Origin of the sequence: Olsenella sp. AGMB03486 (assembly GCF_040884255.1) — a bacterium.
GTDB lineage: Bacteria > Actinomycetota > Coriobacteriia > Coriobacteriales > Atopobiaceae > Olsenella_L > Olsenella_L kribbiana.
In genome coordinates this window covers 116965-132440 of sequence record NZ_JBEVTM010000004.1, presented here as the reverse complement: position 1 = coordinate 132440, position 15476 = coordinate 116965, and the positions used below count along the sequence as shown (strand labels likewise).

General features: G+C 60.8%; 15 protein-coding genes. 11 read left to right on the top strand and 4 right to left on the bottom strand.

Annotated elements, in window-relative coordinates; translation table 11 throughout:
* Positions 1 to 39: 39 nt before the first annotated feature.
* Both pcp and ABVS03_RS03335 read left to right on the top strand, forming a co-directional pair.
* Positions 40 to 687, top strand: coding sequence for a pyroglutamyl-peptidase I (gene pcp, locus ABVS03_RS03340; protein ID WP_368018033.1), 648 nt, complete (start codon positions 40 to 42; stop codon positions 685 to 687).
* Between the two features lie 211 nt (positions 688 to 898).
* On the top strand, positions 899 to 1663 hold the full coding sequence (locus ABVS03_RS03335) for an alpha/beta hydrolase family protein (protein ID WP_368018032.1): 765 nt from the start codon (positions 899 to 901) through the stop codon (positions 1661 to 1663).
* A 3-nt stretch (positions 1664 to 1666) separates the two neighbouring features.
* Here the strand turns inward: ABVS03_RS03335 and ABVS03_RS03330 are convergent, their stop codons facing one another.
* Positions 1667 to 2239, bottom strand: coding sequence for a metallophosphoesterase (locus ABVS03_RS03330; RefSeq protein ID WP_368018031.1), 573 nt, complete (start codon positions 2237 to 2239; stop codon positions 1667 to 1669).
* A gap of 142 nt (positions 2240 to 2381) precedes the next feature.
* Here ABVS03_RS03330 and ABVS03_RS03325 point away from each other — a divergent pair, with 142 nt between their 5' ends.
* From ABVS03_RS03325 to ABVS03_RS03315, 3 genes are all read left to right on the top strand, one after another.
* Positions 2382 to 3332, top strand: coding sequence for a nucleoside hydrolase (locus ABVS03_RS03325; protein ID WP_368018030.1), 951 nt, complete (start codon positions 2382 to 2384; stop codon positions 3330 to 3332).
* A gap of 258 nt (positions 3333 to 3590) precedes the next feature.
* The gene (locus tag ABVS03_RS03320) at positions 3591 to 4391 is read left to right on the top strand and encodes an SDR family NAD(P)-dependent oxidoreductase (RefSeq protein WP_368018029.1); all 801 of its coding nucleotides are present in this window, start codon (positions 3591 to 3593) and stop codon (positions 4389 to 4391) included.
* A 3-nt stretch (positions 4392 to 4394) separates the two neighbouring features.
* Positions 4395 to 4850, top strand: a complete 456-nt coding sequence (locus ABVS03_RS03315) for a MarR family transcriptional regulator (protein WP_330972807.1) — start codon at positions 4395 to 4397, stop codon at positions 4848 to 4850.
* Positions 4851 to 5164: 314 nt separating this feature from the next.
* Here the strand turns inward: ABVS03_RS03315 and ABVS03_RS03310 are convergent, their stop codons facing one another.
* Positions 5165 to 5734, bottom strand: a complete 570-nt coding sequence (locus ABVS03_RS03310; protein ID WP_368018028.1) for a YfcE family phosphodiesterase — start codon at positions 5732 to 5734, stop codon at positions 5165 to 5167.
* A 713-nt stretch (positions 5735 to 6447) separates the two neighbouring features.
* Here ABVS03_RS03310 and ABVS03_RS03305 point away from each other — a divergent pair.
* The 3 genes from ABVS03_RS03305 to ABVS03_RS03295 all read left to right on the top strand — a co-directional run bounded on the left by ABVS03_RS03305 (position 6448) and on the right by ABVS03_RS03295 (position 11380).
* Entirely contained in the window at positions 6448 to 7686 is a 1239-nt protein-coding gene (locus ABVS03_RS03305; RefSeq protein ID WP_368018027.1) for a Bcr/CflA family efflux MFS transporter, read from the top strand.
* 65 nt (positions 7687 to 7751) lie between these two features.
* Positions 7752 to 10256, top strand: a complete 2505-nt coding sequence (locus ABVS03_RS03300; protein WP_368018026.1) for an excinuclease ABC subunit UvrA — start codon at positions 7752 to 7754, stop codon at positions 10254 to 10256.
* A 44-nt stretch (positions 10257 to 10300) separates the two neighbouring features.
* Positions 10301 to 11380 carry an ElyC/SanA/YdcF family protein gene (locus tag ABVS03_RS03295; RefSeq protein WP_368018025.1) on the top strand — a complete coding sequence of 360 codons (1080 nt, stop codon included), beginning with the start codon at positions 10301 to 10303 and terminating at the stop codon, positions 11378 to 11380.
* Between the two features lie 119 nt (positions 11381 to 11499).
* Here ABVS03_RS03295 and ABVS03_RS03290 read toward each other — a convergent pair whose 3' ends face one another.
* Positions 11500 to 11634 carry a hypothetical protein gene (locus tag ABVS03_RS03290; protein WP_368018024.1) on the bottom strand — a complete coding sequence of 45 codons (135 nt, stop codon included), beginning with the start codon at positions 11632 to 11634 and terminating at the stop codon, positions 11500 to 11502.
* Positions 11635 to 12006: 372 nt separating this feature from the next.
* Entirely contained in the window at positions 12007 to 12678 is a 672-nt protein-coding gene (locus ABVS03_RS03285; protein WP_368018023.1) for a Crp/Fnr family transcriptional regulator, read from the bottom strand.
* A gap of 164 nt (positions 12679 to 12842) precedes the next feature.
* Here ABVS03_RS03285 and hcp point away from each other — a divergent pair, with 164 nt between their 5' ends.
* From hcp to ABVS03_RS03270, 3 genes are all read left to right on the top strand, one after another.
* Positions 12843 to 14477 carry a hydroxylamine reductase gene (gene hcp / locus ABVS03_RS03280; protein WP_368018022.1) on the top strand — a complete coding sequence of 545 codons (1635 nt, stop codon included), beginning with the start codon at positions 12843 to 12845 and terminating at the stop codon, positions 14475 to 14477.
* 76 nt (positions 14478 to 14553) lie between these two features.
* Complete coding sequence (locus ABVS03_RS03275; protein ID WP_330972815.1) at positions 14554 to 15132, top strand: uracil-DNA glycosylase family protein; 579 nt, start codon at positions 14554 to 14556, stop codon at positions 15130 to 15132.
* Positions 15133 to 15242: 110 nt separating this feature from the next.
* Positions 15243 to 15452 (top strand): hypothetical protein, encoded by a 210-nt coding sequence (locus ABVS03_RS03270; RefSeq protein WP_368018021.1) that lies wholly within the window; start codon positions 15243 to 15245, stop codon positions 15450 to 15452.
* Positions 15453 to 15476 lie beyond the last annotated feature (24 nt).

Sequence of the window (15476 nt, the reverse complement as noted above, 5' to 3'; positions counted from 1 at the left end):
GCCTCGCGGCAGGCTCTTTCGGGAGAGAGAAGGTTCGCAATGAAGAAGATTCTCGTGACCGGCTTCCAGCCATTCGGTGGCGAGACCATGAACCCAGCCTGGGAGGCTGTCCGCAGGCTTCCGGACACGATTGCCGGAGCCTCCGTCACGAAGGTTGAGATCCCGGTCGTCTTCGGCAAGGGCCCCGAGGCTGTGGACAAGGCAATCGACGAGGTCGAGCCCGACCTCGTGCTCTGCGTGGGCCAGGCGGGCGGCCGTGCGAAGATCACGCCGGAGTTTGTCGGCATCAACTACGCCGATGCCCGCATCCCGGACAATGACGGGAACCAGCCGGTGGCAGAGCGTATCGCCGCCGATGGTCCCGACGCCTACTTCGCGACGCTTCCTGTCAAGGCCATGGTCCAGGCCATGGCAGAGGCCGGCATCCCGGCAGAGGTCTCCTATACGGCAGGGACCTACGTGTGCAACGATGTGATGTACTCGCTGCTCCATACGCTTGCAACGAAGCATCCCGGTGTCCGTGGCGGCTTCCTGCATGTGCCGTATGCGACGGAGCAGGCCTGCCATCTGCCATCCTCCACGCCGAGCATGTCGCTCGACATGATGGCACGCGGCATCGAGCTCGGGCTTGCAGCAGCGGTGGAGCACGACCAGGATGTGAAGACAGCTACTGGCACGACGCACTAGCCATACGTGTGATGGATCTGTGGGATGCCCCGGAGGCTCAGGCTTCCGGGGCATCTTCTGTATGGAGAAGTGCCAGCTCAGAGCCTTGAAACGACAGATGGCTGTTCCGGGACAGACGTCCGAATCATGCGGGATGGTAAAGAGGCTATACATCTTTCATGCAGAATGGGCACATGATGCCGACCATCCGGGAGCGATTCAGGAGGCTGCCATGGGCTATACGGAGCGCGAGCACTGGTGCCAGCGGGATGACAAGAAGATCTACGGGAAGCTCTTCCTGCCGGATGGCTGGGATGACGGGCGTCCGCGTGCCACGGCCATCTTTGCCCATGGACTCTCGACGAACCATGGGGACATGGAGCCGTATGCGAGGACAGCTGCCGATAGGGGCATGGTGAGCTATGTCTTCGACTTCTGCGGTGGTGGCGGCTATTCAAGGAGCAGCTGGCAGGACAACATGTCACTCTTCACGGAGCAGCACGACCTCGAGGCTGTCGCCTGGGAGCTCTCGCGCGAGCCCTTCGTCGACGAGCGCAACCTCTTCCTCTGCGGTGCCTCGCTCGGTGCCACAATCGCGCTCATGGCAGCAAGGGCGAATGTGCAGCTCGTGAAGGCCTGCCTTCTGCTCTATCCTGCCTTCAACCTGCATGATGCAGTGCATGCTGCCTGCCAGAGGAGGGAGGATCTTCCCGAGCGCTTCCACATCATGAGCATGGACGCGTCGGGAGACTTCCTGCGCTCCTGTTGGGATTACGACTTCTTCGAGCATATCCCGGCATTTCCCCAGGATGTCCTTATCTTCCATGGGGACGCAGACCAGGCAGTGCCGCTTTCCTATTCGCAGCGGGCGCAGGCACTCTTCCCGCGCTGCGAGCTCCATGTGATTCCAGGCGGTGGCCATGGCTTTGTCGACCCCTATTACTGGCAGGTCGTGAGCGAGGCGGCAGAGTGGCTGCGTGCCCACATCTGGCGCTAGCTTCTAGAGGCCTTCCGGCACCTGGGCATCTGCATCCCTGAACCAGGCAAGGATATCGCCGAGCGCTACCGGTGCCATTGCATTCGCATCGACGCCCACGTCGTAGCGGAAGATCCCTTCCTCCTTCATACGGATGTTGTAGGAGCCGGGTGCCTGCTCGTCCTGGCCTGAATGGATATGGCCATGCAGCATGATGGCGCCCCTGTGCATGCCTTCCCAGGAGAGCAGTGGATAGTGGCAGAGCACGAGGATCTGCCCGTCCTCCGTCTTCATGCGCATGAGCGGCGGATCCAGGATGAAGGTGTGGGCAGCCTCCGGACGCGACCAGTCCTTGTCGTGGTTGCCTGAAATCAGGTGGACCTTGCGGCAGACAATCTTCTTCCTGAGCGCATGGGCATGCTCGACCGTGCAGCGGTAGGAGAAGTCGCCGAGGATATAGAGCGTATCGGTCGGAGCAACCTTGATATTGATGTTCTGGATGATGGTGTGCTCCATAGCCTCCAGGGAGGAAAAGCCGCGCTTCTGGGTGGCGAGGCTCTCATGTCCCAGATGGAGGTCTGCGGTGAACCAGATCATGTAGCTCTCCTCTCCGATCCGTCAGGCGGCGGCAATCTGGCGGATATCTGTTCCTGGCTATACTCTATATGCTGAACAGACGCAGGAAGTCCCTGATGGTTTCGAGGCTTCCCAGATGGCGGAAAGACATGAGAGGCTTGCTATGAAGAAGATCATCCTCGACCTCGATACCGGCATCGATGATGCCCTCGCAATCGCCTATGTGCTCGGAAGCCCTGACGCCGAGCTCATCGGCATCACCGGCACCTACGGCAATGTCCTGATGGAGCAGGGCCTTGCCAACAGCCTTGCCCTGACCGAGCTTCTGGGCCATCCCGAGGTCCCGGTCTTTCCGGGCAAGACCCATGCGCTGGCACAGGATGGCTTCGCCGTGAGCGAGGCCTCTGCCTTCATCCATGGGAGAAATGGCATCGGCGGGGTCGAGGTGCCTGCTTCCCGGCGTGCTGCCGAGAAGACGCCGGCAGTCGATTTCCTGATTGAGGCAGCGCATCGTCTGGGAGACGATCTTGTCTATGTGCCGACCGGTGCGCTTACCAATCTGGCTGCTGCGCTCAGGAAGGACCCCTCGCTTTCAGCATGCCTGCACGTGGTGATGATGGGAGGCGCGCTCACGGTGCCCGGCAACGTGAATGCCTGGACAGAAGCCAATATCAGCCAGGATCCCGAAGCTGCCGACGAGGTATTCCGCTCTGGCACTGATGTCACGATGGTGGGGCTCGACGTCACGCTCCAGACGCTTCTCACAAAGCAGGAGACAGGGCAGTGGCGTGCGCTCGGGACGAAGGCAGGAAATGCCTACGCCGATATCGTCGACTACTATATCGGCGCCTATGCCAAGACCGCTCCCTATCTTGGAGGATGCGGCCTGCACGATCCTCTGGCAGCTGCTGTGGCGCTCGACCCGACGCTGGTGACGTGTCTTGCCATCAACATGAAGGTGGATACCGAAGGAGCGACCAGGGGGCGCACGATTGGCGACGAGACCAGGCTGAACGATGCGAAGAAGACCATGAAGGTGGCTGTCGCCGTCGACACCGAACGCTTCCTTTCCCAGTTCATGGAGCGCATCACGAAGCTTCTTGCAGCTGCCTGATCGAGAGAGGCAGAAACGAGGCTGCGGACCCGCCTGCTGCCATCCAGATCCTGGCAATCGGCATGGCCCTGCTGCCACATTGTTCTGTGCCGGGCTTGCCTGCCAGGGATGGACGGAGGGCCTTGCTGCCAGGGGAGTAGCTTTGGCTCATGGCGGAACCATGGAGGCCGGATTTCCTGACCCTTTGGTCATATCTATGTTACTATCTCCTTAAAGGTCATATAGATATGACAATAGACTGCTGTATGGGAGGTCTACATGAAGAGGCTTGAAGGCAAGATCGCAATCGTGACCGGTTCGACAAGCGGCATCGGCATCGGCATCGCCGAAGCATTTGCCAAGGAAGGCGCCCATGTGGTCGTATGCGGCAGGCGCGAAGCGCGGGGGCAGGAGGTCGTGGAGGCCATCCATGAGGCAGGCGGAAGCGCCAGCTTCCACCGCATGGACCTGAACGATCTGGCGACGGTCGATGCGCTGATGGCAGATACTGCCCAGGAATATGGCCGCATCGATATCCTCATCAACAATGCTGCCGGCGTCGGCCTGGCAGATGGCCGGGTGGACGAGATCTCGCTCGAGGACTGGGATGCCATGTTTGCCTCCGGCGTGCGTGGCACCTTCTATGCGATCAAGGCAGCCCTGCCCTACATGCGCAAGAAGAAGGCGGGCTCGATCGTGAACATCGGATCGATGGCATCGGTTGCAGGGGATCTGGGCTCGACAGCCTATGCCTGCAGCAAGGCTGCGGTCGATATGCTGACCTCGTCGGTCGCGCTCCAGTATGGCAAGGAGAACATCCGATGCAACTGCGTGCGTCCCGGGCTCATCGTGACGCCGCAGAACGAGGCCCATGTGCCGCAGCAGCTCAAGGACATCTTCCTCTCGAACATCGAGGTCAACCGCTATGGCTGCCCGGACGATATCGCGCAGGCATGCCTCTTCTTCGCCTCCGACGAGAGCGCCTATGTCACCGGGCAGATCATCAATGTGGATGGCGGCATGAACTCCCATGCCTCGACAGTGGCCCAGTTCCGTGCCATGGGCTCGAGGACCTGGTAGCGTATGGCAGAAGAGGAGCTGTCCGCATCCTGGAAGGACCATGCCCTGGAGCCGGCCTGGCGCATGCGCGCTGTCTTCGAGCAGAAGGTGATGGCGCCCTACCGCGATACCTACCGGGGCGATCTTGGGCCTGCCCAGGTCGAAGCCCTGGAAGAGCTCTACCAGGCAGGGGAGCTCCGCCAGCAGGAGCTCGCAGCAGCCCTCAGGATCACGAAGCAGCATGCATCGAAGATTGCAGCGCGGCTCGAGGGGCGTGGCTTCGCGAGGCAGGTGCCAGACGATGAGGACAGCCGCTGCCGCAAGGTCTGCCTGACCGATGCCGGCAGGGCCTATGTGGAAGCCCATATCGAAGAGGGTTCCCAAGAGGTGCGTCGTCTGCTCGGACATCTGAGTCCATCCGAGCGCGAGGAGCTGGCCTCAGCGATGGATACCGTGGCACGCCTTCTCGAAAAGGCATGAGGCTCGCAGGATCCAAGGAGGGGGCTGGCGCCGTAAACTGCGCCCCGTTTGTCAAAAGCTTCAGCCTGTGCAGGCGCAGCGCGGCACAGAAAGCCACCCACCGAGCGGGTGGAAGCAAGCGATGCTATGCAGCAAGGTCCAGATTCCAGACCGGGGTGTGGGGCGCCCTGTCTTGACGTCATGCCCTCAAGACAAGCCAAACATCTTTTGAGTACCATGCACGAGGATATGAAGGGTTGGGCCTGTCTGCATGATGCAGACAGGGTGCAGCGGGCAGCCCCTCCTTATCGGAGCTGCATGCATCGCTTCGAGGTTCAGAGCTCGTGCCTGAGGGGACGGACCTTGCTGCCTGCAATCTCGAGGATCATGTAGGTGCAGCGCCCCGAGCCTGGTGCCGGCATGAGGGTGCCAGGATTGAGGACGAGGGCATCTCCTGGCTCTCCGGCATCTTCCTGATAGCGGTGTGTATGCCCATATACCACGATGTCGGCTCCCGCCTCAAGGGCCCGGGCGCGCAGGGCCAGAAGCCGCGGCGCGTGGTACCTATGGCCGTGGGTCATGAGGATGCGGTGGGCAGAGGATGCAGGACGTGGCGGCAGCGGGTCTGTGTAGCCAGCTGCATGGACGCCTGAGATCCTGTCGTCTTCGATATCGATCACAAGCTCGTCGGCAGGATCTGATGGCGCAAGCAGCGCATCGTTGTTTCCGTGGACGAGATAGAGAGGCTCGGGGATGTCCAGGCGGTCGATATCTTCCTGCGCTGCCTCGAAGTCGCCTGCGAGGAGGATGGCATCGAGCGCGCCTTCGGACCTGGCATTGTCCAGTGCCTCTTTGAGATGGTCGAGCTTCCGGTGGATGTCCGATCCGATCATGAGCCTGAGCATGGCCTCGCTCCTTCTCTTCCGCCGTCCTGCACCAGTGTAGGCGAAATCTGCGGCCGTGCGGTATCCCCTGCGTTTCGTTTTGCAATCCAATGCAGAAGCTCTGCATGTCCGCGCGGGCGCGAATCCTGGCGCAAGCTTGTGCCTGTGCCGACGATCCTGCATCTTCCAGAGAATCCAGACAAACAGGAAGGCACCAAATACGGAGGATCTTGCTGACAGGAAGCTGGATGACAGCATCTCTCATGCTGCGCATGCATGCGTGACTGGCCCCAAAGGCGTCGAGCCTTGTCGATGGACCACAAGCGGCTGGTGTGGCTGTCTTGGCTATGGTGCCTCTCATCCTGTCCGGCGGGCACCGACGGAAAGGAGCGCTGTGCCGAGGCTCTGGTCCTGGCCAGGTCCGGCAGTGTGGCGCATGCTTTGAAGGAAGTGCCTTTCAGGAGTGTTCTGGAGCGCTTTCAGCGCGCAGGCTGCAGGTGCTGACGGAATGCCCGTGCGATGCAGCGTTGTGGGACATTGAATGCAGAAGATAGATGGTGTCTGCTCGGAGCAAGGCCTTGGTCCGAGCAGGCACGCCTGTCCGCTGCGCGGCATGAAGCAGGCAGGTTTCTGGGCGAGGCTGCCCTCTGTGCTGTACCTGCTACCATAGACGGCACTGCATATACGTGGAACCTGCCTTATGGGCAGATGCCCCTACTTCGACAGGATGGCTTATGGAGACGCAAGGCAGCTGGCTGGCACGCCCGCAGGAGCATCTTGGCACGTTGGGCCTCATGGTCCTGCTCGTCGGTACCTCGATGCTCATGCCGCTCTCCCTCGACATGTATACGCCTGCCGTTCCCCATATGGCAGAACGTCTCTTCACGACCACGGCGATGGTGAACCTGACGCTGGTGGGCTACAACTTCTTCTTCGCAGTGGGGCTCCTGATCTTCGGTCCGCTCTCTGACAGGCGCGGCAGGCGTCCGGTCCTTCTGAGCGGGCTGGCATTCTATGTGGCCGGATCTCTTGCCTGTGCCCTCGCTCCTTCGATCGAGGTGCTGATTGTGGCGCGCATCGTCCAGTCGCTTGGGGCGGGAGCTGCCGATGCAATGACAAACGCGATCGTGAAGGATGCCTTCACGGAGCAGAGACGCCAGCTTGCCATCTCCTTCATCCAGCTCATGTTCATCCTGGGTCCTGTCGTGGCACCCCTTGTCGGCGCCTGGGTCGTTATGGCCCTCGACTGGCGGGCTACATTCTGGATTCTGACGGCGTCGGGCGTGTTCCTGTCCGTCCTGGCATGTGCCTTCGAGGAATCGCTTCCTGTGTCCGAGCGTTATGTCTCGAGCGAGAAAGGGGAGACGGTGCGGCAGTTCGCTGCTGTCCTCAAGGTTCCTGCCTTCACGCTGCCCCTTCTCGTGTTCACGCTTCCAAACCTCGGCTTCATGGCCTATGTGTCGGTGGCCTCCTTCGTCTATGAGTCTTACTTCGGGCTCTCTGAGCTTGGCTATGGCATGTACTATGCAATCGCTGCCCTTGTGACCGTGCTTGGCCCCTTTGCCTGGGAGCTTGCTTCCCGCCATATGCAGGCCAGGACCTTCATCACAGCAGAGATCGGCGTGGCTGTGGCGGCAGGGGCGGCTCTTCTCGTCTTTGGCCATCTTGCACCCTGGCTCTTCTGCGCCGCCTTCGCTGTCTTTGCAATCGTGGAGGCGAGCCTGCGTCCGCTCTCGACAAATATCCTGCTGTCCAAGTTCCGCGATGCCGGCGGCACGACGGCTTCTGCCATCAACTTCACAAGCACGGTCCAGGGGTCTTGCGGCATGCTTCTTGTCGGCGCTATCGGCACGGACTATGTGTCATCTCTTGCCTGGACAATTCTTGTCAGCATGATCTGTGCTGCTCTTGGCTGGCAGGCGGTCCTGCGCCGCTATCCCCATACGGCAGAGATCAGGGCCTGGGACGAGTAGCAGGCTTGTCCTGCATCATATATGCGAGATATCCTAAGAGGACCTGAAGAGTCCTGGAGGCATGCATGCAGAACATCCCTGAAGCGATAGAGGTCAAAGGCGCGAGGGTCCACAACCTGAAGTCGGTCGATGTGCGTGTGCCGCTCCACGAGATTGTCGGCATTGCCGGCGTCTCGGGCTCCGGCAAGAGCTCGCTTGCGCTTGGCGTCCTCTACGCAGAAGGATCTCGCCGCTATCTTGAGGCGCTCTCGACCTATACGAGGCGCCGCCTCACGCAGGCAGCCAGGGCCGACGTCGACGAGGTGCGCTATGTGCCGGCAGCGCTGGCACTCCATCAGAGGCCACCGGTACCAGGCATCAGGTCGACCTTCGGAACGATGACAGAAGCGCTGAACTCGCTCAGGCTCCTGTTCTCCCGCGTCGGCTCCTATAGGTGTCCGAACGGACACAGGGTCGCGCCGTCGATGAATGTGGCGCTCGAGAAGCCGATCGTCTGCCCGGTCTGCGGCGCGAGCTTCTACGGCCTTGGCGCGGAAGAGCTTGCCTTCAACAGCGATGGTGCCTGCCCTGCCTGCGGTGGCACCGGCACGATGCGCGTCGTCGACGAGAGCACACTTGTGCCGGACGAGTCGAAGACGATTGACGAGGGAGCGGTCGCGCCCTGGGGCACGCTCATGTGGTCTTTGATGAAGGATGTCTGCCGCGAGATGGGCGTGCGTACCGACGTGCCATTCTCGGAGCTGACGCCGAAGGAACGCGAAATCGTCTTCCATGGCCCTCAGGAGAAGCGCCATATCGTCGTGCATATGAAGAGCTCGAATACGGCAACAGAGCTTGACTTCACCTACTACTCCGCCGTCGCTACGGTCGAGAATGCGCTTGCCAAGGCAAAGACGGAAAGCGCGGTCAAGCGCATTGCCCGCTTCCTGAAGGAGGAGCCCTGCCCGGCCTGCAAAGGAACGCGCCTCTCCGATGCGGCACGCAATCCCCAGGTCCTGGGCATCGATCTGGCTGAGGCGACAGCCAAGACGGTGGATGAGCTTGCCTGCTGGCTGCCCAAGGTCGTGCCGAGCCTGCCCGAAGAGGTGAAGGCGATAGGCTCATCCATCGTCGCGACGCTCGATGAGCCTCTCTCCCGTCTCCAGCAGCTCGGCCTTGGCTATCTTGCGCTTGACCGCGCGGGCTATACGCTCTCGACAGGAGAGCGCCAGCGTGTGCAGCTCGCGCGTTCGGTGCGCAACAGGACGACAGGCGTTCTCTACGTGCTCGACGAGCCTTCGATCGGCCTGCATCCGGCAAATGTCGAGGGACTCCTCGGCGTGATGGACGACCTTCTGGCAGACGGCAATTCGGTCGTCGTCGTGGACCACGATGTCCATGTGCTCGAGCATGCGCAGCATCTGATCGAAGTGGGGCCAGGCTCTGGCAAGGAAGGCGGCCGCATCATCGCCCAGGGCACGCCTGCCGAAGTGGCAGAAAGCCCCGACTCCCGCATCGCTGCCTATCTGCTGCAGGAAAAGCCGAAAAGGATACGGCCTGTCCGCTCGGTGGAAGACATCTTCTCGCACGGTGCGCTCAGGCTTTCCACGAACGCGCTCCATACCGTGCATCCGCTCGATGTGGAGCTGCCACTGGGAGCGCTGACGGTCGTCACGGGCGTCTCCGGTTCCGGCAAGACGACGCTTGTCCTCGAATGCCTCGTGCCGGCACTCGAAGCATTCTCGAAGGGAGAGAAGCTTCCCTCCCAGGTGAGGAGCCTCGCTCCTGCCGGCATCCGCAGGGTGCATCTGATCGATTCGACGCCGATCGGCGCGAATGTCCGCTCGACAGTCGCCACCTATTCGGGCGTGATGGACGAGCTCAGACGTGCCTTCGCGCAGGCTCCCTCTGCCAAGGAACGCAGTCTCCATGCGGGAGACTTCTCCTACAACACGGGGTCTCTGCGCTGCCCCGTCTGCGATGGCACCGGCACGATCTCGCTCGATGTACAGTTCCTGCCGGATGTCGAGATTGCCTGTCCTTCCTGCCACGGCGGGAGGTTCGGCGAGGCAGCATGGCAGATAAGACGCAGCTTCGCCCGTGCGAAGAAAGGGACAGAGCCGAGGTCGTTTGCGCTTCCCGAGCTCATGGAGATGACGGTCGACGAGGCACTTGCAGCCATATCCTCGCTCAGGCGCGTCCATGCCCAGCTCCAGGTGCTCCACGATCTGGGCCTTGGCTATCTCACGCTCGGCGAGGCGACGCCTGCTCTTTCGGGCGGCGAAGCGCAGAGGCTCAAGCTTGCCGGGGAGATGGAGCGCGACCAGAAGGATGCGCTCTTCGTCTTCGATGAGCCGACGATCGGCCTTCATCCCCATGATGTGGAAGTGCTCGAAGGGGTGCTTCAGACCCTCATCGACCATGGGGCGACGGTCCTTGTGATCGAGCACGATCTCGATATGATCGCGAATGCCGACTGGATGATAGATATGGGACCGGGAGGCGGCGAGGCAGGCGGCCGCATCGTCTATGCAGGGGTGCCGGCTGGTGCCAGCAGCTGTCCGGCGTCGGTGACGGGCCGCTATCTCTGAGATGCTATGCTTGTGCCCAGAGGCGCAGAGGAAAGGCGGCGGCAGTGGACCTTGCAGGCGAAGGGATCTTCGTCGCTCTGGCAGCAGTCATGGCCGGTCTGGGACAGCTCTGGTTCTGGCGGCTCCGTCTCGGCGAGGAGCGCACGATCTGGCTTGGATGTGCTGCGCTTGTGGCGGCTGGCACTGCTGTCATGGCTCTCTCCATCCTGCTTGTTGTCATCTTCCCTGAGGGCGTCTTCCCTTGGGTGCAGACGCTCGTCCTGGCGATCCTTGCTATCTTCTTCATCTTCCTCCTCATGTTTCCGATCGTCCTCGTCGTGACGCTCATCGCTACGGGCATACGGCTCGTCCGGAGCGAGGGAAGAAGCCTGCGCAACATGCTTTCGCTTGGCCTCGGATGCGCGATGGTCGCCTATGTGACCATCTGGCCGTTTGTGCGGAGCGCTCTCAGCGACGTTCCGGTTTTCGGCAATGTCTTCGATTTCATCTTCGGCTTCATAGCTCTTCTCATCGCTCTTCTGGGCACAGCCTTCGCTTTCTATACCGTGGCAGGCGTCGCCGTGCAGTGGCCGCACCGGCATCGCCGCTACGATGCGGTCGTCGTTCTCGGCGCTGCCCTCATGGAGGACGGCACGGTCACGCCGCTTTTGGCAAACAGGGTGAAGCGCGGCATCGAGCTCTGGCATCTCCATCCCGAAGCGAAGCTCATCATGTCAGGCGGGCAAGGTGCAGATGAGCTCCAGCCTGAGTCCCATGCCATGCGTGCCTTCGCGCTTGCGCAGGGTGTGCCCGAAGATGCAGTGTTTGTCGAGGACCGCTCTGCAAACACGCGCGAGAACCTTGCCTTCACCGAGAGGCTCCGCGAACAAGAAGAGCTCACTTCTGAAGGACGGCTTCTTGTTGTCTCTGATGACTACCATGTGTTCCGTGCGCTTCTGATCACCCGCACCCTCGGCATCGCTGCCGACGGAGCAGGCGCCAAGGTGCGGCTCTACTTCGCCCTCAATGCGCTCGTGCGCGAATGGGTGGCCTATGTGGACCTGAAGCGCGCCGTCTTCATGAAGCTCACGCTCGCCGTGCTTGCGCTTTACACGGCGTTCTGTCTCCTGACGGCATGTACCTGAGGACAGCCGTTCTGTGCGGCATGCTGCCTCAGAGGTCCCCGCAGCAATGCTGGCATGCAGGAAGGCGCCCCTCCTGGAAGGCCCAGACAGGGGCGCCCAGCGAAGGGGGCTCTTCTGCCTCAGAGGCTGAGGGCCTTGAGCTCTGAGGCGGTCATCTCGACAAACTTTTCGGTCTTCTTCGCATTGGCGACGAAGGCGGAGCCGATTGCGAACATGTCGTCTGTGGCCACGCCGAGCGCGGCGTTGATGAGCACGTCGGTAACACTGCTGTCTGGTTCTTCTGGACGATGATCCTGTTCTTCCCCTGGAGCATGACTCAGACCTGGCTCTGGCGGTCGAAGGGTGCGGACACGATCGTGTCGGCAAAGCCGTCCTCCACGGGATTGGGCCTGCCTTCATGAAGGTCTCATCCTTGATGCGGTTGAAGAGCTCCTTCTGGCTGCCGAACCCTGCTTGTCTTGATGGTCTTGAGCCTGAAGCCGAATGCCCTGTCATTCTCCTGCCTGGCAGGGGTGGCCAGTACAGAGTCCCATGGCCAGAAGCATGGCGGAAAGAGGGATCTGTTGCTTCATCCCAACGCATGAGAGAAGGAGCTGGGGGATGGCATGAGGCCAGGAGGGATGGCCCTAGCGGGTGGGCGTCTTTGCCAGGATCGTGAAGCGGTTCTTGCGGTAGCTGATATAGCCTTCTGCCTGCATTCGGCTGAGCTCCTTCGAGAGCGCCGTACGCTCGACATTCAGGTAGTCGGCAAGCTGCTGGCGGTTGAAGGGGATCTCGAAGGTGTTGGCCTTGTGCTTGATGGACTCCGCATTGAGATAGGCCATGACCTTCTCGCGGACGCTCTTCGAGGCGATGAGGAAGCTCCTGCGCGAGAGCATGAGGTTCTTCTTGGCAGCGTTCATGAGGAGGTTCTGGGAGAGCTGTGTGGTCCAGAGCTTCTGCGCTTCTGCATAGTGCGCAAGAAGCGAAATCCTGATGAAGAGGATGCGGCAGGACTCATGTGAGCGCACATCGACGAGCAGCGGCTCCTTCGGCAGGAGCGCATAGGTCTCTGCGAAGGCCTCGCCTTTGCCAGCAAAGCCGAGAATCGTGCGGGTGCCCCAAACATCGTTGCTCTCGATCGTCACAGATCCGGCAAGCACGATGCCCAGAGACTGCGTGAACGTGCCGGCCTTGAGGATGAGCTCATCTTTGCGATAGCGCTCCTCATGCATCCGGAGCGCTTCTGCCATCTCTTCGAGCGCTTGGGCGCTGATGCCCCTGAAGAGCGGGATATCTGAGAGGACGGCCAGATCCATTGTATCCCCTTTGCCGCAATTTTCTCAAAATGTGGTCCTGGCAACGTACTCTAGCAGAGATGCGGCCAACAATGAAGAGGAAATGATACCGGATATGAAACATATTCGGTGGATGGAGAGGCCTGCAGGTACGGATGCCTGCAGTGAAAGAAAGGACAAATAGCATGGATACGCCGATGTTCTGCTTCCAGTGCCAGGAGACTGCCGGCTGCAAGGGCTGCACGCGTTCGGGCGTCTGCGGCAAGACCCCTGATGTGGCAGCAATGCAGGACCTGCTCATCTACGTGACGAAGGGTATCTCCCAGGTTGCTTCGGCACTCCGTGCCGAGGGCAAGGAGGTCACGAAGGACACGAACCACCTCGTGACGACGAACCTCTTCACCACAATCACGAACGCCAACTTCGATAAGGAAGCCATCATCAAGCGCATCGAGGACACCCTCGTCGCAAAGAAGCAGCTTCTCGCCGAGCTTTCCTCCACCGAGGGCCTGCCTGAGGCAGCGCTCTGGGAGGGCACGCGCGATTCCTTCGAGGAGAAGGCACGCACGGTCGGCGTCCTTGCCACCGAGGATGAGGATGTCCGCTCCCTCCGCGAGCTCATCACCTACGGCCTCAAGGGTCTCGCTGCCTACTCGAAGCATGCCAATGTCCTCGGCCGCGATGCAGACGAGATCGACGCTTTCATCCAGCAGGCGCTTGCCAAGGTCACGGACGACAGCCTCACAGTCGACGATCTCGTGGCGCTGACGCTCGAGACCGGTTCCTTCGGCGTCAAGGGCATGGCTCTGCTCGATTCCGCCAATACCGAGACGTATGGCAACCCGGAGGTGACCGAGGTCGAGATCGGCGTTCGCAAGAACCCCGCTATCCTGATCTCCGGCCATGACCTCAAGGACCTCGAGATGCTCCTCGAGCAGACCGCAGGCACCGGCGTCGATGTCTACACGCACTCCGAGATGCTTCCTGCCCACTATTATCCTGCCTTCAAGAAGTATCCTCACTTCGCTGGCAACTACGGCAACGCCTGGTGGCAGCAGACGACCGAGTTCGAGAAGTTCAATGGCGCCATCCTCATGACCACGAACTGCATCGTGCCGCCGAAGGCCAGCTACAAGGACCGCATGTGGACGACGGGTGCTGCAGGCTATCCGGGATGCGGCCACATCGAGGCAGATGAGAACGGCTACAAGGACTTCACGCCGATCATCGAGCAGGCAAAGACACTGCCGTCTCCGACTGAGATCGAGCATGGCACAATCGTCGGCGGCTTCGCCCATGAGCAGGTCTTCGCGCTTGCCGACAAGGTTGTCGCTGCTGTCAAGTCTGGCGCCATCCGCAAGTTCGTTGTCATGGCAGGCTGCGACGGCCGCCAGAAGACGAGGAGCTACTACACGGAGTTCGCAGAGAAGCTCCCGAAGGACGTTGTCATCCTCACGGCAGGCTGCGCGAAGTACCGCTACAACAAGCTCAACCTCGGCGACATCGATGGCATCCCCCGCGTGCTCGACGCTGGCCAGTGCAACGACTCCTACTCGCTTGCCCTGATCGCACTCAAGCTCAAGGAGATTTTCGGCCTCGACGATATCAACGACCTGCCGCTTGCCTTCAACATCGCCTGGTATGAGCAGAAGGCCGTCATCGTCCTTCTTGCCCTGCTCTCCCTCGGCGTCAAGAACATCCACCTCGGCCCCACGCTTCCGGCATTCCTCTCGCCGAACGTCGCAAAGGTCCTCGTGGACAACTTCGGCATTGCCGGCATCACGACGGTCGACGACGACCTCAAGCTCCTCATCGGCTAGGATCTCAAAGACTGGATCTGAGACGGGCTTCCGGCAGCGAGCCGGGAGCCCGTTTTTCGCAGGGAAGAGGGTGCATATGGACTTCGCAGAGATCTATGAGGCAATCAGGCAGGACGAGCAGAACGTGTCCTATACAGAGCGGGGGATAGATCCGCTCTACACGGCCTCTGCTACCTCCCGTGTCGTGATCGTCGGCCAAGCACCGGGGCGCATCGCAGAGGAGACGCATATCCCCTGGAACGACAAGAGCGGCGAGCGCCTGAGGTCCTGGCTCGGGATGGAGCCTTCCGTCTTTTACGACCCTGCCCAGGTCGCAATCCTTCCTATGGACTTCTATTTCCCGGGCAAAGGGAAGTCAGGAGACCTGCCGCCACGTGCAGGATTTGCCGAGAAGTGGCACCCGCTTCTGCTCTCTCAGATGCCCGACGTGAAGCTCCTCGTGCTTGTGGGGACCTATGCCGTGCACCACTATCTGGAGCTGCCGCAGAAGGTGAAGCTCACCGATATCGTGCGGGGATATGAGGACTATCTGCCAGGAGCCTTCCCTCTTGTCCATCCGTCTCCCAGAAACCAGATCTGGATGAAGAAGAACCCCTGGTTCGAGTCGGAGGTTGTGCCGGCGCTCCAGGATGAGGTGCGCAAGGCTCTTTCTTGATGCCTCTCTTGCTATGCATATCTACTATTGCAGAGTCAGCATGATAGGCATTTCACATTGCGCTTGTCCAATCCTATGCTGTAAGCGGCAAGAGAGAGGAAGGGACGGCAATGGATGCATACAGCGCAGTCAGGCCTGAAGATACTGGGCTCACCGAAGCGGACGTCGAGGCTTTCGCAGGCCTTTCTGGCACGGCTGCCCAGGTTGCATTTCTGAGCCGCTGCCGGAACAGAAGGCTCGAGAGCCTTCACGCAGAGCAGGAGAAGCTCGAACATCTCGACTATCTGATCTACATGCTCAAGAAGTCGGAGAACGCATGAGGCTTCCTGCGCAGAGCAGGATGA